Annotated in this window: 24 protein-coding genes and 1 pseudogene; 13 read left to right on the top strand and 12 right to left on the bottom strand. The window is 69.3% G+C overall.

Going from position 1 to position 25,888, the window contains the following annotated elements; translation table 11 throughout:
- Nucleotides 1-61 precede the first annotated feature (61 nt).
- Genes ACLJRL_RS01140 through ACLJRL_RS01130 form a run of 3 tightly spaced genes read right to left on the bottom strand, consistent with a single transcriptional unit; the run spans nucleotide 62 to nucleotide 2,238 of the window.
- Nucleotides 62-1,057 carry a PHP domain-containing protein gene (locus ACLJRL_RS01140; RefSeq protein ID WP_410654084.1) on the bottom strand — a complete coding sequence of 332 codons (996 nt, stop codon included), beginning with the start codon at nucleotides 1,055-1,057 and terminating at the stop codon, nucleotides 62-64.
- 18 nt (nucleotides 1,058-1,075) lie between these two features.
- Nucleotides 1,076-1,579, bottom strand: coding sequence for a metallophosphoesterase family protein (locus ACLJRL_RS01135; protein ID WP_410654083.1), 504 nt, complete (start codon nucleotides 1,577-1,579; stop codon nucleotides 1,076-1,078).
- 2 nt (nucleotides 1,580-1,581) lie between these two features.
- Nucleotides 1,582-2,238 (bottom strand): GntR family transcriptional regulator, encoded by a 657-nt coding sequence (locus tag ACLJRL_RS01130; protein ID WP_410654082.1) that lies wholly within the window; start codon nucleotides 2,236-2,238, stop codon nucleotides 1,582-1,584.
- Between the two features lie 35 nt (nucleotides 2,239-2,273).
- Between ACLJRL_RS01130 and araD the strand changes: the two genes are divergently transcribed.
- The 4 genes from araD to ACLJRL_RS01110 all read left to right on the top strand — a co-directional run bounded on the left by araD (nucleotide 2,274) and on the right by ACLJRL_RS01110 (nucleotide 8,608).
- A complete protein-coding gene (gene araD / locus ACLJRL_RS01125; RefSeq protein WP_410654081.1) occupies nucleotides 2,274-3,992 on the top strand; it encodes an L-arabinonate dehydratase in 1,719 nt (572 codons plus the stop codon).
- Nucleotides 3,993-4,144: 152 nt separating this feature from the next.
- Nucleotides 4,145-5,947 carry a VanW family protein gene (locus ACLJRL_RS01120; protein ID WP_410654080.1) on the top strand — a complete coding sequence of 601 codons (1,803 nt, stop codon included), beginning with the start codon at nucleotides 4,145-4,147 and terminating at the stop codon, nucleotides 5,945-5,947.
- A gap of 88 nt (nucleotides 5,948-6,035) precedes the next feature.
- Nucleotides 6,036-7,253 carry an MFS transporter gene (locus tag ACLJRL_RS01115; RefSeq protein WP_410654079.1) on the top strand — a complete coding sequence of 406 codons (1,218 nt, stop codon included), beginning with the start codon at nucleotides 6,036-6,038 and terminating at the stop codon, nucleotides 7,251-7,253.
- Nucleotides 7,254-7,393: 140 nt separating this feature from the next.
- The gene (locus ACLJRL_RS01110) at nucleotides 7,394-8,608 is read left to right on the top strand and encodes a GGDEF domain-containing protein (protein ID WP_410654078.1); all 1,215 of its coding nucleotides are present in this window, start codon (nucleotides 7,394-7,396) and stop codon (nucleotides 8,606-8,608) included.
- A gap of 77 nt (nucleotides 8,609-8,685) precedes the next feature.
- On the opposite strand, the gene ACLJRL_RS01105 is transcribed toward ACLJRL_RS01110, so the two are convergent.
- Nucleotides 8,686-10,038 (bottom strand): TrpB-like pyridoxal phosphate-dependent enzyme, encoded by a 1,353-nt coding sequence (locus ACLJRL_RS01105; protein WP_410654077.1) that lies wholly within the window; start codon nucleotides 10,036-10,038, stop codon nucleotides 8,686-8,688.
- A gap of 87 nt (nucleotides 10,039-10,125) precedes the next feature.
- Here ACLJRL_RS01105 and ACLJRL_RS01100 point away from each other — a divergent pair, with 87 nt between their 5' ends.
- From ACLJRL_RS01100 to ACLJRL_RS01085, 4 genes are read left to right on the top strand one after another with little or no spacing between them, the layout of a single operon-like run.
- On the top strand, nucleotides 10,126-11,010 hold the full coding sequence (locus tag ACLJRL_RS01100; RefSeq protein WP_410654076.1) for an arginase family protein: 885 nt from the start codon (nucleotides 10,126-10,128) through the stop codon (nucleotides 11,008-11,010).
- The gene (locus ACLJRL_RS01095) at nucleotides 11,007-11,696 is read left to right on the top strand and encodes a dienelactone hydrolase family protein (RefSeq protein WP_410654075.1); all 690 of its coding nucleotides are present in this window, start codon (nucleotides 11,007-11,009) and stop codon (nucleotides 11,694-11,696) included. Before ACLJRL_RS01100 ends, ACLJRL_RS01095 begins: the two co-directional genes overlap by 4 nt.
- A 57-nt stretch (nucleotides 11,697-11,753) precedes the next feature.
- Nucleotides 11,754-12,548, top strand: coding sequence for a PIG-L family deacetylase (locus ACLJRL_RS01090; RefSeq protein ID WP_410654074.1), 795 nt, complete (start codon nucleotides 11,754-11,756; stop codon nucleotides 12,546-12,548).
- 9 nt (nucleotides 12,549-12,557) lie between these two features.
- Nucleotides 12,558-13,025, top strand: coding sequence for a YfbM family protein (locus ACLJRL_RS01085; RefSeq protein ID WP_410654073.1), 468 nt, complete (start codon nucleotides 12,558-12,560; stop codon nucleotides 13,023-13,025).
- Between the two features lie 51 nt (nucleotides 13,026-13,076).
- Here the strand turns inward: ACLJRL_RS01085 and ACLJRL_RS01080 are convergent, their stop codons facing one another.
- On the bottom strand, nucleotides 13,077-13,484 hold the full coding sequence (locus ACLJRL_RS01080; protein ID WP_410655118.1) for a RidA family protein: 408 nt from the start codon (nucleotides 13,482-13,484) through the stop codon (nucleotides 13,077-13,079).
- Nucleotides 13,485-13,537: 53 nt separating this feature from the next.
- Between ACLJRL_RS01080 and mtnA the strand changes: the two genes are divergently transcribed.
- Nucleotides 13,538-14,509 carry an S-methyl-5-thioribose-1-phosphate isomerase gene (gene mtnA / locus ACLJRL_RS01075; protein ID WP_410654072.1) on the top strand — a complete coding sequence of 324 codons (972 nt, stop codon included), beginning with the start codon at nucleotides 13,538-13,540 and terminating at the stop codon, nucleotides 14,507-14,509.
- Nucleotides 14,510-14,652: 143 nt separating this feature from the next.
- Here mtnA and ACLJRL_RS01070 read toward each other — a convergent pair whose 3' ends face one another.
- Genes ACLJRL_RS01070 through ACLJRL_RS01060 form a run of 3 tightly spaced genes read right to left on the bottom strand, consistent with a single transcriptional unit; the run spans nucleotide 14,653 to nucleotide 17,334 of the window.
- Nucleotides 14,653-15,873 (bottom strand): GNAT family N-acetyltransferase, encoded by a 1,221-nt coding sequence (locus ACLJRL_RS01070; RefSeq protein ID WP_410654071.1) that lies wholly within the window; start codon nucleotides 15,871-15,873, stop codon nucleotides 14,653-14,655.
- Between the two features lie 52 nt (nucleotides 15,874-15,925).
- A complete protein-coding gene (locus ACLJRL_RS01065; RefSeq protein ID WP_410654070.1) occupies nucleotides 15,926-16,141 on the bottom strand; it encodes a ferredoxin in 216 nt (71 codons plus the stop codon).
- Nucleotides 16,142-16,143: 2 nt separating this feature from the next.
- The gene (locus ACLJRL_RS01060; protein ID WP_410654069.1) at nucleotides 16,144-17,334 is read right to left on the bottom strand and encodes a cytochrome P450; all 1,191 of its coding nucleotides are present in this window, start codon (nucleotides 17,332-17,334) and stop codon (nucleotides 16,144-16,146) included.
- A gap of 125 nt (nucleotides 17,335-17,459) precedes the next feature.
- Between ACLJRL_RS01060 and ACLJRL_RS01055 the strand changes: the two genes are divergently transcribed.
- On the top strand, nucleotides 17,460-18,026 hold the full coding sequence (locus ACLJRL_RS01055; RefSeq protein WP_410654068.1) for a TetR family transcriptional regulator: 567 nt from the start codon (nucleotides 17,460-17,462) through the stop codon (nucleotides 18,024-18,026).
- Between the two features lie 71 nt (nucleotides 18,027-18,097).
- Nucleotides 18,098-18,556, top strand: a pseudogene (locus ACLJRL_RS01050) (aminoglycoside phosphotransferase family protein); the annotation flags it as partial.
- 36 nt (nucleotides 18,557-18,592) lie between these two features.
- Here the strand turns inward: ACLJRL_RS01050 and ACLJRL_RS01045 are convergent.
- Nucleotides 18,593-19,798, bottom strand: a complete 1,206-nt coding sequence (locus ACLJRL_RS01045; protein ID WP_410654067.1) for a cytochrome P450 — start codon at nucleotides 19,796-19,798, stop codon at nucleotides 18,593-18,595.
- Between the two features lie 112 nt (nucleotides 19,799-19,910).
- Entirely contained in the window at nucleotides 19,911-20,486 is a 576-nt protein-coding gene (locus tag ACLJRL_RS01040; protein WP_410654066.1) for a TetR/AcrR family transcriptional regulator, read from the bottom strand.
- Nucleotides 20,487-20,537: 51 nt separating this feature from the next.
- Between ACLJRL_RS01040 and ACLJRL_RS01035 the strand changes: the two genes are divergently transcribed.
- Nucleotides 20,538-21,098 (top strand): hypothetical protein, encoded by a 561-nt coding sequence (locus ACLJRL_RS01035; protein WP_410654065.1) that lies wholly within the window; start codon nucleotides 20,538-20,540, stop codon nucleotides 21,096-21,098.
- Here the strand turns inward: ACLJRL_RS01035 and ACLJRL_RS01030 are convergent.
- Nucleotides 21,067-22,086: a serine hydrolase domain-containing protein gene (locus ACLJRL_RS01030; RefSeq protein WP_410654064.1), complete on the bottom strand. Its 1,020-nt coding sequence runs from the start codon at nucleotides 22,084-22,086 to the stop codon at nucleotides 21,067-21,069. The genes ACLJRL_RS01035 and ACLJRL_RS01030 overlap by 32 nt on opposite strands.
- Before the next feature lie 170 nt (nucleotides 22,087-22,256).
- Between ACLJRL_RS01030 and ACLJRL_RS01025 the strand changes: the two genes are divergently transcribed.
- Nucleotides 22,257-23,069, top strand: coding sequence for a helix-turn-helix domain-containing protein (locus tag ACLJRL_RS01025; protein ID WP_410654063.1), 813 nt, complete (start codon nucleotides 22,257-22,259; stop codon nucleotides 23,067-23,069).
- Here ACLJRL_RS01025 and ACLJRL_RS01020 read toward each other — a convergent pair.
- The gene (locus ACLJRL_RS01020; protein ID WP_410654062.1) at nucleotides 23,066-25,831 is read right to left on the bottom strand and encodes an FAD-binding and (Fe-S)-binding domain-containing protein; all 2,766 of its coding nucleotides are present in this window, start codon (nucleotides 25,829-25,831) and stop codon (nucleotides 23,066-23,068) included. The genes ACLJRL_RS01025 and ACLJRL_RS01020 overlap by 4 nt on opposite strands.
- Between the last annotated feature and the right edge of the window lie 57 nt (nucleotides 25,832-25,888).

Here is a 25,888-nt window from a genome sequence, read left to right as displayed (position 1 = left end):
TGAAGGCCTCCTTGAGGGACTCTGAGTCCCTCAAGGAGGCCTTCACGGACTGAGAACCAGGTCAGCGGGACGCGAGTAGGTCTTCGGCGGTCCGCGTGTTGATCACCCGGTCCGGCTCGATTCCCAGCTCGGTGGCGCGCACGCAGCCGTAGGCCAGCCAATCCAGCTGGCCGGGCGCGTGCGCGTCGCTGTCGATCGCGAAGTCGCAACCCAGGTCGACGGCCAGGTTCAGCAGCCGCGTCGGCGGATCCCGGCGTTCGGGACGTGAGTTGATCTCGACGGCGACCCCGTTGTCCCGGCAGGCGGTGAACACGGCTTCCGCGTCGAACTCCGACTCCGGCCGTTTCCCGCGTGCCCCCATCACCAGCCGTCCGGTGCAGTGCCCGAGCACCCGGACGTGCGGGTTCTGCACCGCCGCGAGCATCCGCGGGGTCATCTCCTTCGCGGGCATCCGCAGCTTCGAATGCACACTGGCGACGACGAAGTCCAGCTGCGCGAGCAGCTCTTCCTCCTGGTCGAGCGTGCCGTCGAGGTGGATGTCGACCTCGATGCCGTGCAGGATCCGGAACGGCGCCATCGTCTCGTTCAGTTCGGCGACGACGTCCATCTGCCGTCGGAGCCGCTCGGCCGAGAGCCCGTTGGCGACGGTCAGCCGGGGCGAATGGTCGGTCAGCACCATCCATTCGTGGCCCAGCGAACGCGCGGCTTCGGCCATCTCGTCGATCGGGCTCCCGCCGTCCGACCAGTCCGAATGGGTATGGCAGTCCCCTCGCAGCGCCGCCCGCATCGGACCGCCGTCGGGCAGCTTCGGCTCGCCGAGCTTCTCGAAGTAGGCGGGACGCCGTCCGGCGAGCACGTCTTCGACGACGGCCGCGGTCGCCTTACCGATATTCGGCAACGCCGTCAGGGTGCCGGCCTTGGCGCGTTTGCGCAGGTCGTCCGGCTCGACCTTGGCGATCACCTCGGCCGCTTGCCGGAAGGCCCGAACCCGGTAGGTCGGCTCGCCCGCGCGCTCCAGCCGGAACGCGATCTCCCTCAACGCCTGCGCCGGTTCCATGGCTACCTGTCTACCCCGTCACCGGCGCGGCGGCAGCTCCAGCAGAGCCACATCGAGCAACTCGCCGTCCCGGATTTCAGCGGTCTGGTAGGTGCAGAACGGCTGCCGCCGCCGGTCGGTCGGCGATCCCGGGTTCAGCAGGCGCAGCCCCTTCGGCGTGACCGAATCCCACGGGATGTGGCTGTGCCCGAACACGAGGACGTCGGCGTCCGGGAAGAGCTCGTCGCAGCGGCGCTCGCGACCCTGTTTGGCGCCGGTTTCGTGGATGACCGCCAGCCGGACACCGTCGAGTTCGGCCCGCGCGATCTCGGGTAACCGCTCCCGCAGGTCCGGCCCGTCGTTGTTGCCATAGACCGCGATGAGCCGCTTTGCGCGAGCTTCGAGTTCGTCGAGCAGGCCGGCCTCGACCCAGTCGCCGGCGTGGACGACGACGTCCGCCGCCTCGACCTCCCGCCAGATCCGCTCCGGCAGCGCCTTGGCGCGCTGCGGCAGGTGGGTGTCCGAAATCAGGAGCAGGCGCATGGCTAGTCCTCGAAGGCGCCGAGGATGCGGTCCAGGAAGTCGCCGATATGGGCGCGCAGCAGCCCGGCCGCACCATCGGCATCACCCTTCTTCGCCGCCGCCAGCACCGCCTTGTGCTCGTTCCACTCCTTGCGCCAGCTGGGATTCGCCTCCCAGCCGACGACGCTGATCAGGGCGGCGCGGTCCTTGAGACCGTCCAGCATCGAGACCATCAGCGGGTTGCCGCAGCCGCTGTAGAGCGCGCGGTGGAACCGCCGGTTGAGCAGGCTGAGCGCGGCCTGGTCCTTGTCCGAGATCGCCGCCGACGCCTCTTTCAGCGCCTCCGCGGCGTCTTCGAGCAGGTCCGGCGAGCGGCGTTCCACCGATCGGCGGACGGCTTCGGGCTCCAGCACCATGCGGATGTCGTAGACCGACCTCGCGAGTTCCGCGTCGACCACGCACACCGACGCGCCCTTGTACGGGCTGAACGTGACCAGGCCCGTGTTCGACAGCACCTTCAGCGCCTCGCGGACCGGCGTCTTCGACACCCCGAGCCGCTGCGCGAGTTCGGCCTCGACCAGCGGCTGCCCGGGCACCAGCTCCCGGGTGAGGATGCCGCGGCGGATCTCCTCGAGCACCACTTCGGTACGGGAGGCAGGAAGGCTGAAGGTCGAAGACATCAGCCAATCATATATGAGATGCCATAATCGTGGTCATGAGGAAACCTGAGGACCTCCGCAGTCACCGCTGGTTCGGCGGCGACGAACTGCGCGGATTCAGCCACCGGGCGCGCAGCAGGCAACTCGGCTACAACCCGGAGGAGCACCTCGGGAAACCGGTCATCGCGATCCTCAACACCTGGAGCGACATCAACCCCTGCCACATGCACCTGCGCGAGCGCGCGGAACAGGTCAAGCGCGGGGTGTGGCAGGCGGGCGGTTTCCCGCTGGAGTTCCCGGTCGCGACGCTTTCGGAGACCTTCCAGAAGCCGACGCCGATGTTGTACCGCAACCTGCTCTCGATGGAGACCGAGGAGATCCTGCGGTCCTATCCGATCGACGGCGCGGTGCTCATGGGCGGCTGCGACAAGACCACCCCGGCATTGCTGATGGGCGCGGCGAGCGCGGGTCTCCCGGCCCTTTTCGTGCCCGCCGGGCCGATGCTGCGCGGGCACTGGCGCGACGAGGTCCTCGGCAGCGGTACCGACATGTGGAAGTACTGGGACGACAAGCGTGCCGGGCTCATCGGCGACGAGGAACTGTCCGAATTGGAGCGTGGGCTCGCCCGCTCTCCCGGTACCTGCATGACGATGGGCACCGCCTCGACGATGATGTCGGTCGCCGAAGTGCTCGGCCTGACCCTGCCCGGCGCAGCGTCGATCCCCGCCGTCGATTCGGCGCACCACCGGATGGCCTCGGCGAGCGGTGCGCGGATCGTCGACATGGTGTGGGAAGACCTCACGATCACCAAGATCCTCGACGAACGCGCTTACGCCGACGCGATCACCACCGTGCTGGCACTCGGCGGTTCCACCAACGCCGTCATCCACCTGATCGCGATGGCGGGCCGCGGGCAGATTCCCTTGTCCATGGACGATTTCGACGCGATCGCGCGCCGCGTCCCGGTACTGGCGAACATCCGGCCGGGCGGGGACTGGCTGATGGAGGACTTCTATTACGCGGGAGGGCTTCCCGGTCTGCTCTCGCGGCTGACCGATCTGCTGCACACCGATCGCGTCACCGTCACGGGCAGAACCCTCGGCGAGACACTGGAAAACGCGCGCGTGCACAACGACGACGTCATCCGCACCCGCGACAACCCGCTCGCCGCCGAAGGGGGTGTCGCGGTGCTGCGCGGCAATCTGGCGCCCTCGGGAGCGGTGATCAAGCACATCGCCGCGGAACCGCGTCTGCTCGCCCACACCGGGCCCGCGGTGGTGTTCGAGAACCACACGGACCTGAAGAAGCGCATCAACGATCCAGCACTCGGCATCACCGAGGATTCCGTGCTGGTACTGCGCGGTTCCGGCCCGCTCGGCGGCCCCGGCATGCCCGAGTACGGGATGCTTCCGCTGCCCGATCACTTGCTGGCCAAGGGAGTCCGCGACATGGTCCGCGTCTCCGATGCCCGGATGAGCGGCACCAGTTACGGCGCCTGCGTGCTGCACGTGGCGCCGGAGTCCCATGTGGGCGGTCCGCTGGCGCTGGTCCGCGACGGCGATCCGATCACGCTGGACGTCGCCGCCCGGCGGCTGAGCCTTGATGTCGACGACGAGGAACTGGAACGCCGGCGTTCCGAGTGGACACCGCCCGCTCCGCACTACGAAAGGGGTTACGGAGCGCTCTACACCGAACACATCACGCAAGCCGATACCGGCTGTGACTTCGATTTCCTCGCCAGAGTGGGTGAAAACCCGGAACCTGACGCCCAGTGACCACCCGGACGAGTTACCCGCTCACCCAACCGGGCGAGTTGCAAGACCACAAACGGCGCCCCGTATCTTGAACGCACGTCCGGTACGCGCAGAAGGCCCGGATGTTCGTTTGTGCCGTCCGGCGACCTCGCCGGGTTGTGGAGGGTGGAGAGTTGCCGCAGGAACCGCGCTGGCCCGAGTCCCATGCCGAGCAGACGGACATTCTCCCGGTCGTCACGCCCGGGTTCGGGGAGTCTGCCACGCCCGAGGAACCGGCGCCACCGAAGCGCCGCCGCAGCTATCGCAAGGTCGCCTTCATCGGCGGCGGCGTGTTCGGCCTGCTGGTCGCCGTGTACGCCGTCGACGTCCTGGTCTCCCAGGGCAGCGTCCCGCGCGGCGTCACCGTCGCCGGGGTCGACGTCGGCGGGATGGACCGCTCCGCGGCCGAGAAGGAGCTCCGGGGTGGCATCGAGCCGCGCCTGACCCGCCCGGTGAAGCTCGTCGCGGGCGACGCCCAGGAGTCGCTGGCGCCCACCGCGGCCGGTCTGCGCCTCGACTGGCCCGCCACCCTCGACCAGGCCGGCGACCAGCCGCTGAACCCGTTCACGCGGATCGCGTCGCTCTTCTCCACCACCGAGGTCGGCGTCGTCACCCACACCGAGGACGAGAAGCTCTCCTCGGCGCTGGAAGGCCTGCGCGACAAGATCGACCGCGACCCGGTCGAAGGCACCATCCGGTTCGAGGAGGCCAAGCCGGTCGCCGTCGAGCCGAAGACCGGGCAGAAGCTCGACCTCGAAGCCGCCAAGAAGACCATCCTCGACCGCTGGGCCACCGGTGAGCCGCTGACCCTCGCGGTCACCCAGACCCCGGTCAAGGTCTCCGCGGAGGCCGTCCACGCCGCCCTGGAGCAGGTCGCGAAGCCCGCCGTCGCGGCGCCCGTCGTCGTCAAGGGCGAAGGCAAGGACGCGATCCTCAAACCCGACGCCATCGCGAACGCGCTGACCTTCGAGCCCGCCGACGGCGGTGTCCTGAACCCGAAGGTGGACAACAACAAGATCATCGAGGCCGCGGGTCCGCAGCTGAAGTCCACCGAGAAGGAGGGCAAGGACGCGCAGATCGTCTTCGAAGGCGGCAAGCCGACCGTCCAGCCGTCCGAGGACGCCAACGTCGTCGACTGGGAGCCGAGCCTCAAGCCCGCGATCGACGTCTTCAAGCGCGTCGGGACCCGCGAGCTGCCGGTCACCTACAAGAAGACCCCGGCGAAGGTGACCACCGAGCAGGCGAACCAGCTCGGCATCAAAGAGGTCGTCAGCGAGTTCAAGACCGGTGGCTTCGCCGCGGACTCGGGCACGAACATCCGGGTCGTGGCGCAGAAGGTCAACGGCGCCATCGTGAAGCCGAACGAGACGTTCAGCCTCAACGGGTTCACCGGTCCGCGCGGCGCGGCACAGGGCTACGTCGAGGCCGGTGTCATCAAGGACGGCGCGCCCGGCCGGGAGGTCGGCGGCGGGATCTCGCAGTTCGCGACCACGCTGTACAACGCCGGGTACTTCGCGGGCATGAAGGACACCGAGCACAAGGAACACAGCTACTACATCAGCCGCTACCCCGCCGCGCGCGAGGCGACGGTGTTCCAGAACCACAACGGCGGCAGCGTGATCGACCTGAAGTTCACCAACGACGGTGACACCGGCGTCGCGATCCAGACCATCTGGTCGCCGTCGGACATCACGATCCGGCTGTGGGGCACCAAGAAGTACACCGTCGAATCGGTGCCGGGCGGCCGCACCAACCCGTCCGACCCGCCGACCAAGCCCGGCCCCGCCGAGAACTGCAAGCCCAGCAACGGCGCCCCCGGCTTCACCACGAGCGACACCCGGGTCATCAAGGACGCTTCGAGCGGCCGCGAAATCCGGCGCCACACCCGCAACGTGCATTACAACCCGCAGCCGAAGATCACCTGCGGTACGGAGTAATTCACCCCGGACGCGTTCACCGAGCGCGTCCGGTGCGGTACGTTGCGTGATGCGGTGAAACCGGGCACGTGACGGGGGTGAGCACCTCGTGGACAGCAAGGCGACCTTCCGGCAGGTGCTCGCGGTCGGCGAACTGCGGGCGATCTGGTTCGCGGAACTCCAATCGATCCTCGGCGACCAGGTGGCCAGGGTCGCGCTGTCGGTGCTGGTCTTCGAAAGAACCCGCTCGGCGACCTGGCCCGCGCTGACCTACGCGCTCACCTACCTGCCCGACCTGATCGGCGGGCCGCTGCTCGGCGGCCTGGCCGACCGGTTCCCCCGCCGTACCGTGATGGTCTGCTCCGACGTCGTCCGGGCGATCCTGGTCGCGGTGCTGGCGATCCCCGGTATCCCGCTGCCCGCGCTCGCCGTCGTGCTGGTGGTGGTGCAACTGGCCAACGCCCCGTTCACCGCCGCGCAGGCGGCCGTCCTGCCGTCGGTGCTGGCCGGGGATCAGTACGTCCTCGGCCAATCGCTGCTGAAGATCACCAACCAGATCGGCCAGCTGGCCGGATTCGCGTTGGGCGGCGCGGTGATCGCAGCGGTCGGGACCGGCCGCGGGCTCGCCCTCGACGCGGTGACGTTCGGCATCTCCGCCGTCGTGCTGCGGCTGGGTGTCCGCGCCCGTCCCGTGTCCGGCGCCGACGCCGCCAGCCGTCCGACGTCGACGCTGCGCCGGCTCTCGGCCGGCGCGCGCACCATCTGGCGCGACCGGCGGCTGCGCGCGCTGGTCGGCCTGGCGTGGCTGGCGGGGTTCGTCATCGTGCCGGAAGGCCTGGCCGTGCCCTATGCCGCCGAAATCGGCGGTGGCGCGGTGACGGCGGGGCTGCTGCTCGCGGCGCATCCGGCCGGGATCGTGCTCGGGGTGTTCGTGCTCGGCCGTCTGGTGCGGCCAGAAATGCGGCTGCGGCTGGTCGGGATCCTGGCGCTCGGCGCGATCCTGCCGCTGGTGGCGTTCTGGTTCCGGCCCCCGCTCCCCTACGCCGCCGCGCTGCTGGTGCTGTCCGGGATGTGCGCGGCGTACCAGGTCACCGCGAGCACCACGTTCATGCGGTTGGTCCCCGACACCGAACGAGGCCAGGCCTTCGGCCTCGCCGGGTCGGGACTCATCGCCGTGCAGGGAATCGGGCTGGTCGCCGGCGGCCTGCTCGTCGGCGTGCTCGGCTCACCCGCGACGACGGTCTCGGTCATCGCACTCGCCGGTCTCGTAGTGGCTGTTCCGGCCACCCGGGCATGGCGCCAAGTGGCCCCTCTTCACCCCCTTTGACCGGAACCGGACGTTCACCAGTTCTGCCCGCGCATGGGACCCACCCCCTCCTGAGTTCCGATCCCGGTCACGCGTGGTGCACCCACGCCTACCCATACAGCGTAGTGACACCGAGTATCCAACCGATTACGTTCGTCACCGTGGCGCTAACGAATTGGGCGCTGTGGCGGTTGCCCAATCGAGGTTTGATCGGCTTCGTCCTCCTGGTGGACGTCGCGGCGATCGTCGGATGCGCCTGGACTTTTCTCCGCGTCCCCCTCACTTCGGGCGACGCGGTCCCGTTCACGGTGCTGATCACCTGCATAGTTTTGTACACCGAGTTGTCCCGGCCGGTCGAGCGGGTGCGCGAGAGATTCGCCGGTACACCGCACATTTCCCTCGACAGTGTCTGGACCTTCGCCGCGATCCTGCTCCTCCACCCGGGGCTCGCCGCGCTGGTCATCGCACTGTCGTTCTTCTATCGCTGGTTCCGCGGACAGCCGAACCCGCTGTTCCGGCGGACGTTCTCCATGTCGGCGACCGTTCTCTCGGGCTTCGTGGCCACCATCTTCTTCGCCGAGTACGCCGTCCCGTTCGACGTCCTCCCCCGTGACCTGCGGTCGTTGGCGGTGATCGCCGGAGCCGGGGCGGTGTTCCTGCTGGTCAACACGGTCTTCATGACCATCGCGGTGTATTACGGCACCCCGCATGACAAGCTCCGCGACGCGCTGGCGAAGCCGTTCGAGTACAGCCTGGAGGCGGCGACGATCGCGCTCGGCGTCGTGGTGGCGTGGGCGCTGCGGGACTGGCCCGCGGTGCTGGTGCTGATCGTCGGGATCACGCTGGTGCTGCACCGCGGCGTGCTGCTGCGGCAACTGAAGCGGCAGGCACGCAGCGACGCGAAGACCGGCCTGCTCAACGCCAGGGCGTGGCGCGACGCCGCGACCGACGAACTGGTCCGGGCGCGGGGCGCGAACCGGCACACCAGCCTGCTGATGCTCGACGTCGACCGGTTCAAGCTGATCAACGACCGGCACGGGCACCTGGTCGGCGACCGGTACCTCGCCGCCATCGCGGAAACGCTGCGCACCGAGGTGCGCGGCACCGACCTGGTCGGGCGGTTCGGCGGCGAGGAGTTCGTCGTCCTGCTGCCCGGCACCCCCGCCGTCCACGCGCACGCGATCGCGGAGCGGATCCGCTCGAGCGTGGCGAACCGGGCCGACGACCTGCCAGAGCACGTGACCGTGTCGATCGGCCTCGCCGACCGGCCGGGTGTGACCGACCTCGACGCCCTGATCGCCGTCGCGGACCGGGCTTTGTACGAGGCGAAGAACACCGGGCGGAACCGGACCTCCGGCTACCAGGTGACCGGCTGACCCGCTTTCGCATGTCATGAAAGGGTCTTTCAGGACAAGATTTGTCCTGAAAGACCCTTTCATGACACTGGCAGCGATCAGGGAAGGCCGGCGAGCGACTTCTCGAGGACGGAGTCGGGCAGCGCGTTGTCCACCATGTCTCCCGCCAGGTAAGCGCCGTACGCCGGAAGGTCGAGGTGCGCGTGGCCGCAGAGCGCGGTCAGTATCACCTTCTCCTCGCCGGTTTCCTTGCACCGCAACGCTTCCTGGATGCACGCGGCGAGCGCGTGCGTCGGCTCGGGCGCCGGGATGATGCCCTCCGTGCGGGCGAACCGCACTCCGGCGGCGAAGCAGTCCTGCTGTCCGACGGCGATCGCGTCGATCAGCCCGAGTTCGTAGATATGCGAGATCAGCGGCGACATCCCGTGGTAGCGCAGGCCACCGGCGTGAATCGGGTCGGGGATGAAGTCGTGACCCAGCGTGTGCATCTTCAGCAACGGCGTCAATCCGGCGGTGTCCCCGAAGTCGTACGCGTACTTCCCCCGGGTGAGCGAGGGGCACGCGGCCGGTTCGACCGCGCGGATCACCGGGTCCATCCGCCCGGCGAGTTTCTCCCGCAGGAACGGGAAGGCCAGCCCACCGAAGTTCGAGCCGCCGCCGGTGCAGCCGACGAGCACGTCCGGGGTTTCCCCGGCCAGTTCGAACTGCTTGAGCGCCTCTTCCCCGATGATCGTCTGGTGCAGCAGCACGTGATTGAGCACGCTGCCCAGCGCGTAGCGCGTGTTCTCCGCCTGCGCGGCCTGCTCCACCGCCTCGCTGATCGCGATGCCGAGGCTCCCGGGCGACGCCGGGTCGGCGGCCAGGATCGCGCGGCCGGACTCGGTCAGTTCGGACGGGCTCGGGTGCACCGTCGCGCCGAAGGTCTCCATCATCAGCTTGCGATACGGCTTCTGGTCATACGAAGCGCGGACCTGCCACACCTCGCACTCCAGCCCGAAGGTGGCGCAGGCGAAGGCGAGCGCGCTCCCCCATTGACCGGCGCCGGTCTCGGTGGTCAGCCTGGTGACGCCCTCCGCCGCGTTGTAGAACGCCTGCGGCACCGCGGTGTTGGGCTTGTGCGAGCCGACCGGGCTGACCCCCTCGTACTTGTAGTAGATGCGGGCGGGCGTGCCGAGTGCCTTCTCCAGGCGCCGCGCCCGGAACAGCGGCGACGGCCGCCAAAGCCGGTAGACGTCCTGGACTTCTTCGGGGATGTCCACGTAACGGTCGGTGGTGACCTCTTGGGCGATGAGCGCCTGCGGGAACAGCGGCGCGAGGTCGTCCGGGCCGACCGGCTCCCGCGTCCCCGGATGCAGGGGAGGCGGTGGTGGCTCCGGAAGATCCGGGATGACGTTGTACCACCTGGTCGGCATATCAGCTTCGTCGAGGATGTACTTCGTCCGCTCCACCATCAAGCCTCCTACATCGAGCCTGGGGACCGCCCTTCAACCTAAAGGGACGGACAGCGTGGCACCAGGCGTCACTACTACGGTGTGGGCATGGGGAATCTCGTACTACTGGACGCACCGTCCAATCTCGGACTACGTCCTCCCGCCGAAGGAGTGGTCCCGGGCTGTTACAAGGCGCCGGGCGCGCTGCGTGACCACGGCCTGCTCACCCGGTTGGGCGCAACCGACGGCGGCGTGGTCACCCCGCCGCGGTACCTGCCCGACTGGTCGCCCGAAAGCGGTGCCCGCAACGCGGCCGGCATCGCGGACTACACGACGCTGCTGGCCGGACGGCTCGCGAAGATCCGCGCGGACGGCGGCTTCCCGGTCGTCCTCGGCGGCGACTGCTCGATCGCGCTCGCCGCGATGCTGGCCCTGCGCCGCGAAGGCCGCTTCGGGATCGTCTACTTCGACGGTCACGACGACTTCCGGCACCTCGGCAACTCCGACCACGTCGCCTCTGTCGGCGGCGAAGCGCTCGCCGTCGTGACCGGCCGGGGCGCCCCCGAACTGGCCGATGTGGACGGATTGGCGCCGTACGTCCGCGACGAGGACGTCCTCGTGCTGGGCGTGCGCGACGAGGAATCCGACGAAGCGCGCGAGGCCGGGCTCCGCATCGTGACCAGCCAGGAGATCATGGCCCGGGGCACGGCCGGTGCCCTGGCCGCCGCACGCGAGATTTTCGCGCCGCTGGACGGTTTCTGGATCCACATCGACATCGACACCCTCGATCCGGAGTTCGTGTCCGCCGTGGACAGTCCCGACCCCGGCGGCCTCAGCCCGGACGCGCTCGTCGAGCTTCTTCGCGGCCTGATCGCGATCCCCGGCGCGGCCGGGCTGGAACTGACCATCTTCGATCCCGACCTCGACCCCGACGGCACTCAAGCCGCGCTGGTGACGGACTCGCTCGTACGCTCTCTGGAAGGAACTCGATGACGAAAGTGACCGTCGCCGACGGCTCGTTCGACGCCCCGCTCTGGCTGCCCGAATCCGGCTCCGGCCCCGGTCTGGTGCTGATCCAGGAGATCTTCGGCCTCGACGACTACCTCAAGTCCGTCGCCGCCGACCTGGCCGCACTCGGCTACGTCGTCGCCGTGCCCGAACTGTTCTGGCGGATCGCTCCCGGCTGGTCGGCCACCCACGACGAAGCCGGGGTCTCGGCGTCGATGGAGGTCGCCGGCAAGCTCGACCCCGCACTCGCCGTCACCGACGTCCTCGCGACCCTGGCGATGCTGCGCGCCCTGCCCGAATCCGGCGGCCGCGCCGGTGTCTTCGGCTTCTGCCTCGGCGGCTCGATGGCCTACGCGGCCGCCGCCGAGGGCGACCCGGACGTCGCCGTCTCGTACTACGGCTCGGGTGTGCCGGGGCAAATCCCGTTGCTGGACAAGATCAGCTGCCCGATCCAGTTCCAGTTCGGGGGCGCGGATCCCTACATTCCCGTCGAGGGCGTTCGGAAGCTGGCCGACGCGGTCGAGGCGCATCCCGGTGCCGAGATCACCATCCACGAGGGGGCCGGGCACGCGTTCCACAACCACGTGGCGCCGATGTTCCATCAGCCGGAGCCCGCCGCGGCGGCTTGGGAACTGACGCTGGAGTTCCTGGGGCGGACCTTCCCCGCCTGAGGGAACGCGAATCAGCGCCGCCGGAATATGTCGGTGCCTCCCGGTAGTTTCCCCATCATGGCCACATTGGTGAGTTTTCACGCCCATCCCGACGACGAGTGCATCGTCGCGGGCGGCGTCATGCGCAAGGCCTTCGAGGAAGGTCACCGTGTCGTGCTCGTCGTCGCGACCAGGGGCGAGGTCGGTGAGGTGCCGGACGGGTTCCTCGACGACGGGGAGGAGCTATGGCAGCGGCGTGTCGAGGAGACGAACGCCTCGGCCGAGGTCCTCGGCGCCAAGCGCGTGGAATTCCTGGGGTACACCGATTCCGGCATGATGGGCGAGCCGCGCAACGACGTGCCGGGCACGTTCTGGCAGGCGGACGTCGAGGAGGCCGCGCTGCGGCTGGCCGAGATCCTGCGCGAGGAGGAGGCCGACGTCCTGACCGTCTACGACGACAACGGCGGTTACGGGCATCCGGACCACATCCAGGTCTACCGCGTCGGCATGCGCGCGGCCGAACTGGCCGGCACGCCGCGGGTCTACCAGGCCACGAGCAACCAGGACGAGATGCGCCGCGGCATGGAAGAAGCGGTACAGACCGGGCAGATGAAGCCCGAGGATGTGCCTGATTTCGAGGACGGCGTGGAGTTCGGCAAGCCGGAGGCGGTGCTGACCGCGCGGGTCGACGTCACCGAGTACCTGCCCCAGAAGCGGGCCGCGATGCGCGCGCACGCCAGCCAGATCAGTGAGGATTCGTTCTTCCTCGCGATGCCCGACGCGGGGTTCGCGCAGGCGTTCGGCATCGAGTGGTTCATCCGCGCCGGTCAGGGGCCGGGGATCACCGAGACCGACATCATGGCGGGCCTGTAGCCGATGGGTATGTGCGGCGAGTACGTGCGCGTCACGCCGGAAGGCCTCCGTGAGCTGATCGAAGACCCCGATCGGATCTGGACGGCCATCGAGGAGGCCACGGAGGTCGAAGACACCTCGCGCGGGACGGACATCGACAAGGCGTGGCACGCCTTGTCGTTCCTGGCCGCACGCGCCGGATTCGAGATCGACTTCGTACTGGGCGGAACGCCGCTGGGGGAAGACAACGGCTACGGACCGGCGCGGTATCTGAGCCCGGACGAGGTGCGGACGGTGTCCACGGAGCTGTCGCGGACCGGGTTCGATCAACTCTCGCAGGGCGTCGAGCTCGCGGAGCTGGCCGAACAGCAGATCTACCCGTCGATCTGGGACGAGCCCGACGCGCTGGACTACGTGCGGGGCAACTACGACGATCTGGTGGTCTTCTTCGCCGGCGCCGCGAAGGCCGGTGACGTCGTGGTCACCATCATCACCTGACCGTCCGCGATCCGGCACCCACCCGCGAACGGTGCCGGATCGCGGCGAGGGTCAGGCCGTAGCGGCGGTGACGTCGAGTTCGACGAGCTGCCCGGGGTAGCCGAGCTGCGAGACGCCGAGCAGGGTGCTCGCGGTGGTGAAGGCCTCCCCGATCTCCGACTCGACGAACCGGTCCCACACGGCCGAAAGCACGTCGGCGTCCGGCGTCACCACGTAGATCACCGTGCGCACGACGTCGGCCGGGGTCGCCTTGGCGTGGGCGAGCGCGGCCGCGGTGTTCGCGACGACCTGGTCGACCTGGGCGAGAACATCGCCCTCGACGACCTTGCCGTCTTCGGCGAGCGGGCACTGGCCGGCGAGGTGGACGTCCCGCCGTCCTTCGACGATGGTGACGTGGTGGTAGGTGGGAGTGGGGTGCAGACCGGGCGGATGCTGGCGTTGAATGGTCACGAACCGCATCTTCACCGAGCACGTCACGGTCGGCCAACTGGTTTTCTTGGGAGAGCGAAGCGATGCGCAGGACGATCGACTGGACCGGCGACGCCGTCGCGATCATCGACCAGACCGTGCTGCCCGCCGAGTATCGCGTGCTCGAACTGCGCTCGGTCAGCGAACTCGTCGACGCCATCGGCCGGTTGGCCGTCCGCGGCGCTCCGGCGCTCGGCGCGGCGGGCGCGCTCGGCGTGGTGCTCGCCGTCCGTGCCGGAGGTGACGTCGAGGCCGAGGCGGACCGCGTCGCCAAGGCCCGGCCGACCGCGGTCAACCTGAGCTGGGGTGTGTCCCGCGCGCTCGCGAAGCTCCCGGAGGGGCCGGACGCGGTCCTCACCGAGGCGCTCACGATCCTCGACGAGGACGAGCGGATCAACTACGAGGCCTCCCGGCTGGCGGCCGAGGTGGTGCTCGAGCACTGCGAGCGGCGGCCGTTGCGGCTGCTCAGCCACTGCAACGCCGGCCATCTCGCGACGGTCGCCTGGGGCAGCGCGCTCGGCGTCGTCTGGCATCTGCACGCCCGAGGTCTGGTCGACTCGGTCCTGGTCGACGAAACCCGCCCGCTGCTGCAGGGCGCCCGGCTGACGGCCTGGGAGCTGGCCGAAGCCGGTGTCCCGTACCGGATCCAGCCCGACGGCGCGGCCGCCGCCGCGATGGCCCGCGGCCTGGTCGACGCCGTGCTCGTCGGCGCCGACCGGATCGCCGCCAACGGCGATGTCGCCAACAAGATCGGCACCTACGGCCTGGCGATCGCGGCGGCGCACCACGGGATCCCGTTCGTGGTCGTCGCTCCTTCGTCCACTGTGGACACCACCGCGCCGGACGGCGCCGGGATCGTGATCGAGGAACGCGATCCCGGCGAGATCCTGAACTTCGGTGGAAAGAGGGTCGCACCCGAGGGAGCGAAGGTGTTCAACCCCGCCTTCGACGTGACGCCGCACGGGCTGATCACCGCCGTCGTGACCGAGCAGGGCGTGCTGAAGCCGAACGGCTAGTGTTGTGAGCCGCAAATTCGTGCCTGAGTTCCGCCTCCAATCACGCGTGTTCGGTCTCCAATCACGCGTGTTCGCTGTCTGGACACACGAACCGCGCCCTTCACCGAAAAGGGGGCAAGAGACTGACGACGCGACCCTCAAAGCTAGAACGTCTCCAGGCAGGACGGCTCCCGGTCGGTGGCGAACGCCGCCGTGGCCTTCGAAACCGCTCCAGCGGTCCGCTCCCGGATCCGCCCGGCCGCGGCCAGCGTGCTCGGCCGGGTGCCGCCGAGGAAGATCGCGCCGAGGTCGATCACGTCCAGATCGAGATCCGGCGCGTCCGCCACGCGGGTCACTTCGGCGTTCCCGTCCGCGTCGGTGACCAGCCGCCAATTCCCGGTGTTCCACGGGCAAAAGTCGTCCTGGACACCGAAGACCAGATCCGCCGGCGCACCGTAGCGGCGTGTCACCAGCCCTCGGTCGACGTCGACGAGCCGGAGCCACAGCGAATCGCCGCCGGCCCGAGACATCTTGCGCGGGTCGGCCAGCATGTGGATGAGCGGTTCGTCGAGGGCGGCGAAGAACTCGACAGTGCCGATCAGGTCGTAGTCGAGCAGGAAGCGGAACAGCGTCGCGTACGCCTGCGGCGTGGTCGCGACCAGTTCCACCAGGTCCAGGGTCCCGCGCGGCCCTTCCTCGTGCCAGTCACTCTTCACCCGGTAGAGCGCGTAGCCGTCCGGCAGGACGGCGAACTTCAGCGCGGTCGCGCCATGACGGCGGTACTCCGGGTCGTCGAGGATGAACTCCCACGTCGAGTCCGGGCGGTCGAGCGCGCCGACCCGCAGCGGCGCTTCCCTGTCGTAGATCGCCTTGATCAACGGGATCGCCTTCTCGCGGCCGACTTCGCGCACGCGCTCGGCTTCGAGTTCGACGCCGGGCCGGAACGCCGACTTCCCGTGCACCTTCGCGCGGTAGAGCTGCGCCGCGAGGCCGTAGCCGAAGCGGGGATAGATGACCGATTCGGACGCCCAGAGCGCGGCGATCGCTTCGCCGCCGTCCTCGTGCAGGCCGTGCAACTGGGCCCGCATGACCCGGGTGAGCGCACCGCGCCTGCGATGTCCCGGAGCCACGCCGACCGACGTCACCGCCGCGAGCGGGGTCTGCCCGGCTCCGGGCACCGTGATCTTCCGGGTGAGGAGTTGCCCGGCCCCGATCAGTTCGTCGCCGTCGAAGACGCCGTGCGAACGATCGGGTTCGAACACCAGCTCCTCGCGGTGCTTCATCCCGTCCGACGGATCGGAGAGGAACGCGCCGGCCAGCATCTCCGCGAACGCGGGCAGGTCGTCGGTCGTCAGGGTGCGGATGGTCAAACTGTCGTCACTCACCCCGTCGTCCTACGCTCCTTCGCCGACGGCCGCCACAGATTAAAGGGCGAACCTAAGGCCGTGGCCCGATCACCTCGCCCTTCTCGATCACCTCGATCGCCATGGCGGGGCAGGAATCCGCGGCGTCGAGCACGATCTCGTCCGGCTTCACCTCACCCGCGATCACCGTCGCCGTGGCGCCTTCGAGTTCGAAGACCTCAGGCACCAGCGAAGCGCACATCCCCGAGCCGATGCACGTTCCGCCATCGACCTCGACATTCCAGCTCATGGTCACCATCCGATCGGCATGGAGCGGGGTCCCCGCACCAGCATCTGCGTCTTCCACACGATATCCCCGGCGAGGTGCAGCCCGGGCAGATCGCGCAGCAAGGCGCGCAACGCCTCCTGCAGTTCCAGCCTGGCCAGCGGTGCGCCGAGGCAATGGTGGACGCCGTGGCCGAAACCGAGGTGCGGATTGGCCTCCCGGCCGAATTCGAGGGTTTCCGCCGTCGTGAACTGGAGCGCGTCCCGGTTGGCGGCGCCGATCGCGACCATCACCGGCTCGCCTTCCTTGACCAGCACGTCACCCACCTGGATGTCCTCGGTGGCATAGCGGGCGAACCCGGCGCCCGCGCCCAGCGGGACGAACCGGAGCAGTTCCTCCACGGCGGGCGGGATGAGGTCCAGGTCGTCGCGCAGGCGTGCCAGCTGTTCCGGCTGTTCGAGCAGGGCATAGACGAAGTTGGGGATCTGGCTGGCGGTGGTCTCGTGCCCGGCGATCAGGATGCCGATGCACATGTCGACCAGTTCGAGCTCACTGAGCCTGTCGCGGACATCGCGCGCTTCGATCAGCGCGGTCATCAGATCGTCCTGCGGCTGGGCGCGGTGCTCCTCGACGAGCACGTGCATGTACGCCCGCAGCTCTTCCTGGTTGGCCATCATCTGTTCGGTGGTCAACGGGCTGGTCGACAACGCCGCGTCGCTCCACACGCGGAATTTCGGCCGGTCCTCGACGGGCACGCCGAGCAGTTCGCAGATGACCGCGACCGGGATCGGCAGCGCGTAGTCCTCGACCAGGTCGGCGGGCTGGCCCTTGGCCTTCATGTCTTCGATCAGCCCGGCCGACAGATCCGCGACCCGCGGCCGCAGCAACTCGACGCGGCGCATGGTGAACGCCTTCGCGACCAGCGTGCGCAGCCGGGTGTGGTCGGGCGGGTCCATGGCCAGGATCCCGCCGGGACGCCTGCCGGGTGCCATGCGCGGCTCGTCCTTCTCGGTGGCCATCGCCCGGGAGAACCGCCGGTCACCGAGCACGAAACGCGCGTCGGCATAGCGGGTGGCGAGCCAAGCGGGCTCACCGTGGGGCAGGCGGACCCGGATCATGCCGTCGGTGTCACGGGCGACGGCGTAGGCCTCGTTGAGGTCGAGACCTGCGTCTTCGTTGAACGGGTAGGCGACAGGTTCGGTGTTCGTGGTGGTCATTTGTCCGGAAACCCCCCGGTTTCGCAGTTTGTAAGCAGCCGCTTACAACGCTAGCCATGATCACGGTGAGCGTCAATGCGCCTACCGTGCGACGTCCGGTTAGCCTGTGCGGACCAGGAGGCTCCATGACGGCAGAACCGCAGGTGCGCAAGCGCGACGCGGCCGCGACGAGGGCCGCGCTGCTCGACGCGGCGGCGGACCTGTTCGCCGAGCGCGGCTTCGACCGGACGACCGTGCGCGACATCGCGAAGCACGCCGGGGTCAACCAGGCGCTGCTGTTCCGGTATTTCGGCTCCAAGGACGCACTGTTCGAAGAGGTCATGGCGCGCGGCGGGCGGGAACAGCTCGCCAGCACCCCGCCGGACGAACTGCTCGGCACGGCGTTGCGCAGCATGCTCGAATCCGACACCGGCCGCGACCGGGCGCTCGACGCGTACCTGCGCTCGACAGGGCACGACAGCGCCGCGGCCGCCGTCCGGCGGCAACTCGGCGAGGAATACGCGCAGGTCCTGGCCACGCTCACCGACGCCGACGACGCCGCCCTGCGGGCCGACCTCATCCTGGCCTGGCTGCTCGGGATCGGCCTCGTCCGCGAGATCACCGGCAAAGAACCCTTGGCCAGCGCGGATCCGGAGGACGTCTGCCGTCTCGTGCTCGGCGCCGCGCGGACGCTGCTGGAACGCAGCGGGTAATTCGATCGCCCGCCCCACTCGCTGATCTACGGTCGGCTCCGTGACCCCGTTCCCGCCCGCCGGTCCATCTCGGCGAACTCCTCACCGAGCGGACGATGCTCGAGACCCTGCACGGCAAACTGCCGATCCCGACGCCCGGGGTCGAGCGCGCCGGCGAGCAGGACGGCTGGGGTTACGTGCTCATGGAGCGCGTGCGTGGCGAGACACTGAAGGACGCCTGGCCACGGCTGTCCACAGAGGACAAACAGCTGCTCGCCCCGGAACTCGGCGAGGCGCTGGCCGCGCTGCATTCCCTGCGCGACCCGCGGCTGGACGTCCTCGGCGCCCCGCCCGTCGTCCCGCTGCACACCGAGTTCATGCGCGACCACCTGATGGTCGCCCACGACGGCGAACGCTGGCGGCTCACTGGGCTCTTCGACTTCGAACCGGCGATGCGCGGCGCGGCCGAGTACGACTTCGTCGCCGTCGGCCTGTTCGTTTCCGGCGGGGACAAGGACTTCCTGCGGCGGCTGCTCGCCGGATACGGAAGCACGCCTGACGACGAGTTCGCGCGACGATGCCTGGCCTCAGCCGCGCTTGGTGGTAGCCGTCCACGTCACCGGGACGGCTTCGGGACCGCGGATCGAAAGCGGCGGTCTCCACAGGATTTCCGACGGCGGCACGGCCAGATCGAGTCCCGGAAGCCCGTCGAGCAGGGTTCGCAGCGCGATCTCCCCTTCGAGCCGGGCGAGCGCGGCGCCGAGACAGAAGTGGACGCCGTGCCCGAAGCCGAGTTGTGGCGCGTTCCGGCGCCCGATGTCGAACCGTGAGGCACCCGGGAACGCGTTCTCGTCCCGGTTCGCCGCGCCGGTATGGGCGAGCACCGCTTCCCCGCGCCGCACCAGGACTCCGCCTACCTCGACGTCTTCGAGCGCGACGCGAAGCAGCGACGCGTCGGCCGGGCCGTCGAAGCGCATGATCTCCTCGACGGCGGTCGGGGTCAGCCCGGGATCCGAGCGCAGCGCGGCCAGCTGGTCCGGATGACCCGAGAGCAGCACGATCCCGGTCGCGATCAAACTGACCGTCGTTTCGTGCCCGGCCAGCAGAAGCTGAGTGGCCAGGTCGATCAGTTCGGGCTCGGTGAGGCGATCGCCGTCTTCGTCGTGGGCGTGCACGAGGGCGGACAACAGGTCTTCGCCCGGGTTCTTCCGCTTGACGGCGACGAGCGCGGTCATATCGCCGGCGCCATCGCGACGCGCTCGCGCGACCTCCTCGGGGGTGTGCGCCATCGGCGTGACGATCACCCGCGACCACTGCTTGAACCGTTCCCGTCCTTCGAACGGGACGCCGAGGATTTCGCACATGACCGCGGTCGGCAGCGGGAAGGCGAACATCTCCACGAGATCCGCGGGCGGCCCGTGCTCGGCCATCGCGCGCAGCAGATCGTCGGCGATCTCCTGGATCCGCGGCCGCAGTCCGGCGATCCGGCGGACGGTGAAGGCCTGCGCCGACAATTTCCGCAGCCGGGTGTGATCCGGCGGGTCCATGTTCAGGATGCTGTGCTCGCCGGTGGAGAAGTCTCCCGGCTCGATGAGACACGGCGCGCCCGGGCCGAGCAGGTCGCGGGAGAACCGCGCGTCCGAGAACACCAGGCGGACGTCCTCGTAGCGGGTCACCAGCCAGCCTTCGCAACCGCTCGGGAAGACGACCCTGGACATCGGCGGATACTCGGCGTAGATCGCGCCCATCGGGACCGCGGGGTCGGCCTTCGCCGCGGGATACGTGGCTGTCATGGGCCGATGATGAGCGGCCGGGCCGGGCGCCGGAAGACTCCGGCCACGCGATTGCCCCGTGCGGACGCGGAACTCCACCCGCTCGGCCGCCCTATCGGGCAGAAGATCCTTCTCAGCGCGTGATAATCCCCCGCAGGAAGGCCAGATACCCGGGTCGATCGGCCATCGGCAACAGCGCCCCGCCGCTCGCCCGCTGCGCCTGGATCAGGCCGAGGAAAGCGGTGTAGGCCAACAGACCGCGATGTCTCGCCTCGTCCTCGGGACAGCCCATTTCCCGGAAACAGCGGACGATGAACTCGACCCGCCGGGCGGTGACCTCGGCCAGGAGCGGGCCGATCACCGGGTCGCCGGCGTGCGCCAGGAGAGCCAGTTCCGCCAGCTCGTCGTCCTTCGCCCCGAAGACGAGTTCGAAGAGCTCCCGCAGCCGCCGCTCGGGGTCGGAGATGCCGTCCAGCAAGGTGATGAGCGACTCGGTGTCCTGCTCGGCCCAGCGCCGCACGGCGGCCTCGACGAGCGCGTCCCGGTTCGCGAAATGCCAGTAGAAGCTGCCTTTCGTCGTCCCGAGTTTCGCCGCGAGGGGCTCGACGGCGATCGCGGCGACGCCGCCTTCGCACAGGGCATCGAGTGCCGCGTCCGCCCAGTCCTCCCGGGCGAGCTTCCTTTTCCCGACCACGCCTTTCCTGACCACGTGGCATACGCTACCGTATGGAAAACCATACGGCACCGTACGGAGGCCACCATGCCTTTCGGATCACCCGCGAACTGGGGCGCGACCCCGGAAGAACGCTCGCGCCCGCAACCGGCGGACACCCTGCTGAACAGGCCCGTCGCCCTCTTCGACCGCGCTGTCACCGTGCACGCGCCCGCCGCGCTCGCCTATCGCTGGCTCTGCCAGATCTCGGTCGCGCCCTACAGCTACGACCTGCTCGACAACCTGGGCAAGCGCAGCCCGCGCACACTCACCCCCGGCGCCGACGAGCTCGCTCCCGGCGACACCCTGATCGTCTTCCTCCTGACCGAGGTCGATCCCGGGCACAGCCTGACCGGCCGCTCCTTCGCCAAATCGGAAAAGCTGTTCGGCCCGGTGGCGGTGACCTACTCGGTCGAGCCGATCGACGCGGACACCTGCCGGATGCTGTGCCGCATCGTCGTGACCTCGAAGGGATTCCGTGGCCGCCTCAAGGAGTTCCTGCTCGGCTGGGGCGACCTGGTCATGATGCGGAAACAGCTGCTGACACTGAAGAAGTACGCCGAACGGGACCACCGGTTCAGCAGAACTCCGCCACCAGCAGGTCGGTGAAGATCCCGCTCGGATCGTCCCACGGTCCGGAGGTCCAGTCGCCGTTGACGTTCACCGCGAGCAGGTGCCCGCCGTCGCGGGAACCGTAGACGTAGGACCACGAACCGAACAGAGCGCCGCCCATCCCCCACAACTCGGTGCCGTCCGGCAGGGTCACCGACGAGACGCCGAGACCGTACGTCGTGGCGGGCAGCCAATCCTTGGTCGGGATCGTGGTGAACATCGCCCGCTGCTGCTCCGGCGGCAGGAGCCGCCCGCCCAGCAACGCACCGAGGAACCGGTTGAGGTCACCGGCCGTCGAGACCATCCCGCCCGCCGCCCAGTACGGACTCGGCTCCAGTTCGGTGACGTCGTGGATCTCGGCGGCGGGATCGGGTGAGAACAGCTTCGTGTGATGACGGGAATGCGGCTCGCCGAGCTTCTCGTCGCCCGCCTGCGGAAGGCGAGTCCCGCTCAGGCCGAGCGGGACGGTGATCCGCGTGGCGATCTCGGTGGAGAGATCCCGTCCGGTGACCCGCTCCGCGATCATCCCGGCCAGCACGTAGTTGGTGTTCGAGTACGCCCAGCCCGCACCGGGCTCGAAGGCGGCCGGACGCCGTAGGGCGATCTCGACGAGTTGCCGCGGCGTGTAGGTCTCGTACTCGCTCAGCGCCTCGGGATCCTCCGTGTAATTGGCGATCCCGCTGGTGTGGTCGAGCAGCCGCCGGAGGGGGATTTCATCCCCGTCGTGACCGTTCCCTTCGACCAGCCCGGGCAACCACTTCCCCACCGGGTCGTCGAGCCCCACCCTGTTCTCGGCCACCAGCTGCAGGAGCACCGTGGCGGTGAACGTCTTGGTGATGCTTCCGATGCGGAACCTGTCCTCGGGCAAGCGTTTCCGCTCATCGGACCAGATGGCCGCCCCCTCGCTGATTTCGACGAGGATGCCGGGCATCCCGCCCTCGGTCATCGCTCGGTCGAGTTCCCGCCGTACTGCGCTCTTGATCATGTCGCCCCCTTTCAGTCACCACGAACGCTAGGTTTGTCTTTCCTCGACTGTCAACGCTACGAAGACACCGATCCGTCGAATAGCCAGCAATAGCTTCGTTTTATTGCATTGACCTTCCCGCGAAACGCAACGACGTTGCGTTGACAGGCCTGCTGACGCACACTGGCCCGGTGGCATCGGGAAGACTCACCGGAGAAGACCGTGAGCGGATCGCGTCGGGTTTGGCCGGGAACCTCGGGTTCGCCGAAATCGCGCGTGATCTGGACAGGCCCACGTCGACCATCAGCCGCGAAGTCGCCCGCAACGGCGGGCGCCGCGGTTACCGGGCGAACCACGCCCGGCACGCCACCGCCTGGCGGGGCAGGAGGGGCGGAGGAGCCCCTCCGTCCACTTCGGACCCGCTGGCCGACGAACCAGCCGCGGTCCGGGGTTACGCGGACCGCTTCGCCGAGATGATGGTCCAGAGCGGCCTGCCTCGGATGGCCGCGCGGGTGCTCGCGCGACTGGTCACGACGAATTCGGGTGGGCTGACTTCGGCCGAACTGGTCCGGCTGCTCCAGGTCAGCCCAGCCTCGGTGTCCAAAGCCGTCGCTTACCTCGAAGGGCTGGAGGTCGTCCAGCGCGCACATCGAGGAAGGCGCGAGTGGTACTTCATCGATGACGACGTCTGGCTCCGCGCGTGGCTCGCGAGCGCCCGCACGAACGCGACCTGGGCGGACACCGCCCACGATGGCGCCGAACTCTTCGACCGCACCTCACCCGCCGGGGCGCGGCTGGACCGGATGAGCCGCTTTTTCGCGACCGTCACCGACGCCATGGCGAACAGCCCCGGCGCCGCCGCGCGGGACGACGCGCTGACCGTGCTCGCCGCCCTGGTCCAGGCCGATCCCGGCGCGACGGCCAGGGCGGCCGGCATACTCGGCTGGCCGCGTGAGCGCGTCGGCAACGCGATCGCCGAAGCCGCCGGTCCGGACAGGCTCTAGCGCAGCGCGCGCCGGAGGAGTTCCGCGAGGTGCAGCGCCTTGCGCCCGTCCAGTTGCTCGATCTGGGTCCGGCAGCTGAACCCGTCGGCGACCACTTCCGTGCCCTCGGCCGCGGCCCGGATCGCGGGCAGCATCCGGTCTTCGGCACAGGCGACGGAAACGTCGTAGTGCCCGCGTTCGAAGCCGAAGTTGCCCGCCAGTCCGCAGCAGCCCGAGTCCATTGTGGAATTGCGGATGCCCGCCGAGCTCATCGCCGCCTCGTCGGCGTCGAAGCCGAGGACGGCGTGCTGATGACAGTGGACCTGACTGAGCGCTTCGACGTCCAGGGAGCGGAATTCGAGCGGCGAGTCCTCGATCAGTTCGGCGAACGTCCGGGTCTGCCCGGCGAGCAGTTTCGCCGTCGGATCGTCCGGCAGCAGCGCCGGGAGATCACTGCGGAACAGCGCCGTGCAGCTCGGCTCCAGCCCGGCGACCTGGTACCCGGCCCGGAGATACGGTTCGAGGACGGAAACCGTGCGCCGCAACACCTTCTTGGCCACGTCGAGCTGTCCGGTCGAGATCCAGGTGAGGCCGCAGCAGACACCGCGATCGGGCAGGACGACGTCGTACCCGGCCGCGGTGAGCACCTCGGCGGCGGCGTCGAGCACGTCCGGGGTGAGGTAGTTGTTGAAGGAGTCCGGCCACAGCACGACCGGCCGGGCCCCGGTCGCCCAACGCCGGAGATCCTCGCGGCGCCGGGTGAACGGCGTCCGGGCGAACGTCGGCAGGTCCCGTTCCGGCGCGATCCCGCCGAACCGCTTCAAGAGCCCGGAAAACCGTCGTGACGTCGTGTTCGCCAGCCGTGGCGCCAGTGCCGCGGCGCGGAGCCACAACGGCAGCCAGCCCATCGAATAGTGCGACGCCGGGCGCAACCGTCCTTTGTGGTGCTGGTGCAGGAATTCCGCCTTGTAGGTCGCCATGTCGACATCGACCGGGCAATCGGAAAGACAGCCCTTGCACGAAAGGCAGAGGTCCAGCGCCTCCGCGACCTCTTTCGAACGCCAGCCGTCGGTGATGATCTCGCCGTTCACCATCTCGGCCAGCAGATGCGCGCGACCCCGCGTCGAGTGCTTCTCCTCGCGGGTGGCGCGGTAACTCGGGCACATCACGCCCGCACCGGTGGTGTCGCGGCATTTCCCGACGCCGACGCAGCGCCGCATCGCCTGCCCGAAACTCCCCTGGTCTTCCGGATACGCGAGCGCGGTGACGTCTTCGATCTCCAGCGGCGCGCGCCGCACCCGCAGATCGGCGTCGACCGCCCTCGGCTCGACGAGGATACCGGGGTTCATCATCCCCGCCGGGTCGAAGATCGCCTTGAACCGCGCGAAAAGCCCGAGCATTTCGCGGCTGTACATCCGGGGCAGCAGTTCGGACCGGGCCTGGCCGTCGCCGTGTTCCCCGGACAACGAGCCGCCATGCGCGGCGACGAGGTCCGCAGCCTCTTCGAGGAACGAGCGGAACCCGGCGATCCCTTGCGGGGAAAGCAGATCGAAGTCGAGCCGCAGATGCAGGCAGCCCTCGCCGTAGTGGCCGTAGACGACGCTCTTGCGGCCGTGCGCGCGCATCAGTTCCTTGAACTCGCGCAAGTAGGCGCCCAAACGCTCGGGCGGGACGGCGGCGTCTTCCCAACCGGGCCAGGCCTCCTCGCCGCCGGCCAGCCGCGTCGCGAGACCGGCGCCCTCTTCCCGGATCCGCCACAGCCGCTTCTGCGCGGCCGCGTCGTCGAGCAGCGTGGACCCGGTCAGCGCGCCCCGCAGCGCGTCGATGAGCCCTCGCGCCTTCTCCGGATCGTCCATCTCGACGAACAACCAGGCACCGCCCGGCGGCAGCCCGTCGGCGCGGCCGGGTTCCAGCAGCGCGACGAGTTCGGCGTCCACCCCCTCCACGGTCAGCGGCGACCACGGCAGGATCGCCGGGACGGCGTCGGCCGCGGCGATGTCGGACTCGAAGCCGAGCACCGCGAGCACCTTGCGCTTCGGCACCTCGGCCAGCGAGACGGTCGCTTCGAGCACGGTCACGCAGGTGCCCTCACTGCCGACCAACGCCTTGGCGACGTCGAAACCGTTCTCCGGCAACAGGTGTTCCAGGCCGTACCCGGACACTCGCCTGCCCCAGGCGGACAGTTCGGTGCGCAGCAACGCCAGGTTGTCCCGGACGAGCGCGCGCAGTTCCGAAAAGACCCGGCCTTCGGTTCCGGGCATCGCCGCGCGGGCGTCCACTTCGGACGGTGAGGTCGGGCCGACGGTGAGCCGGGTGCCGTCGTAGAGCAGCACGTCCAGTTCCCGCACGACGTCCACCGTGCGTCCCCAGGCGACCGAGTGGGACCCGCACGCGTTGTTGCCGATCATCCCGCCGAGGGTGCACCGCGAATGCGTCGACGGGTCGGGGCCGAACCGGAGCCCGTGCGGCGCGGCGAGCGCCTGGAGGTGGTCGAGGACGGTGCCGGGCGCCACTCGCGCGGTCTTCGACGCCGGATCGAAGTCGAGCACTCCCCCGAGGTGGCGGGACGTGTCGATCACGACGCCCGGCCCGCACGAGTTGCCGGCGACGCTGGTGCCGCCGCCCCGGACGATCACCGGCAGCCCGGACTCGCGGCAGGCGGCCACGGCCTCGATCACCTCATCGACGCTCCGAGGCAGCACCACGCCCCGCGGCACGTGCCGGTAGTTGGAGGCATCGGTCGTGTACAGCGCCAGTGTCGCGGCGTCGGCCAGGATCTCCACGGGTCCATTCAAGACAACCGAGCCCGGGAGCGCATCGGCGAACCTCTCCGCTCGGGT

Source organism: Amycolatopsis sp. lyj-112 (assembly GCF_046549055.1).
Lineage (GTDB): Bacteria > Actinomycetota > Actinomycetes > Mycobacteriales > Pseudonocardiaceae > Amycolatopsis.
This window is presented reverse-complemented; position numbering and strand designations above follow the sequence as displayed.

What these genes read in the sequence shown, in the direction of transcription:
- ACLJRL_RS01140 (WP_410654084.1), bottom strand. Translation starts at nt 1,057, where the DNA reads ATGGAACCGGCGCAGGCGTTGAGGGAGATCGCGTTCCGGCTGGAGCGC.
- ACLJRL_RS01135 (WP_410654083.1), bottom strand. Translation starts at nt 1,579, where the DNA reads ATGCGCCTGCTCCTGATTTCGGACACCCACCTGCCGCAGCGCGCCAAG.
- ACLJRL_RS01130 (WP_410654082.1), bottom strand. Translation starts at nt 2,238, where the DNA reads ATGTCTTCGACCTTCAGCCTTCCTGCCTCCCGTACCGAAGTGGTGCTC.
- araD (WP_410654081.1), top strand. Translation starts at nt 2,274, where the DNA reads ATGAGGAAACCTGAGGACCTCCGCAGTCACCGCTGGTTCGGCGGCGAC.
- ACLJRL_RS01105 (WP_410654077.1), bottom strand. Translation starts at nt 10,038, where the DNA reads ATGGTGGAGCGGACGAAGTACATCCTCGACGAAGCTGATATGCCGACC.
- ACLJRL_RS01100 (WP_410654076.1), top strand. Translation starts at nt 10,126, where the DNA reads ATGGGGAATCTCGTACTACTGGACGCACCGTCCAATCTCGGACTACGT.
- ACLJRL_RS01095 (WP_410654075.1), top strand. Translation starts at nt 11,007, where the DNA reads ATGACGAAAGTGACCGTCGCCGACGGCTCGTTCGACGCCCCGCTCTGG.
- ACLJRL_RS01090 (WP_410654074.1), top strand. Translation starts at nt 11,754, where the DNA reads ATGGCCACATTGGTGAGTTTTCACGCCCATCCCGACGACGAGTGCATC.
- ACLJRL_RS01085 (WP_410654073.1), top strand. Translation starts at nt 12,558, where the DNA reads ATGTGCGGCGAGTACGTGCGCGTCACGCCGGAAGGCCTCCGTGAGCTG.
- ACLJRL_RS01080 (WP_410655118.1), bottom strand. Translation starts at nt 13,484, where the DNA reads ATGCGGTTCGTGACCATTCAACGCCAGCATCCGCCCGGTCTGCACCCC.
- mtnA (WP_410654072.1), top strand. Translation starts at nt 13,538, where the DNA reads ATGCGCAGGACGATCGACTGGACCGGCGACGCCGTCGCGATCATCGAC.
- ACLJRL_RS01065 (WP_410654070.1), bottom strand. Translation starts at nt 16,141, where the DNA reads ATGAGCTGGAATGTCGAGGTCGATGGCGGAACGTGCATCGGCTCGGGG.
- ACLJRL_RS01060 (WP_410654069.1), bottom strand. Translation starts at nt 17,334, where the DNA reads ATGACCACCACGAACACCGAACCTGTCGCCTACCCGTTCAACGAAGAC.
- ACLJRL_RS01055 (WP_410654068.1), top strand. Translation starts at nt 17,460, where the DNA reads ATGACGGCAGAACCGCAGGTGCGCAAGCGCGACGCGGCCGCGACGAGG.
- ACLJRL_RS01045 (WP_410654067.1), bottom strand. Translation starts at nt 19,798, where the DNA reads ATGACAGCCACGTATCCCGCGGCGAAGGCCGACCCCGCGGTCCCGATG.
- ACLJRL_RS01035 (WP_410654065.1), top strand. Translation starts at nt 20,538, where the DNA reads ATGCCTTTCGGATCACCCGCGAACTGGGGCGCGACCCCGGAAGAACGC.
- ACLJRL_RS01030 (WP_410654064.1), bottom strand. Translation starts at nt 22,086, where the DNA reads ATGATCAAGAGCGCAGTACGGCGGGAACTCGACCGAGCGATGACCGAG.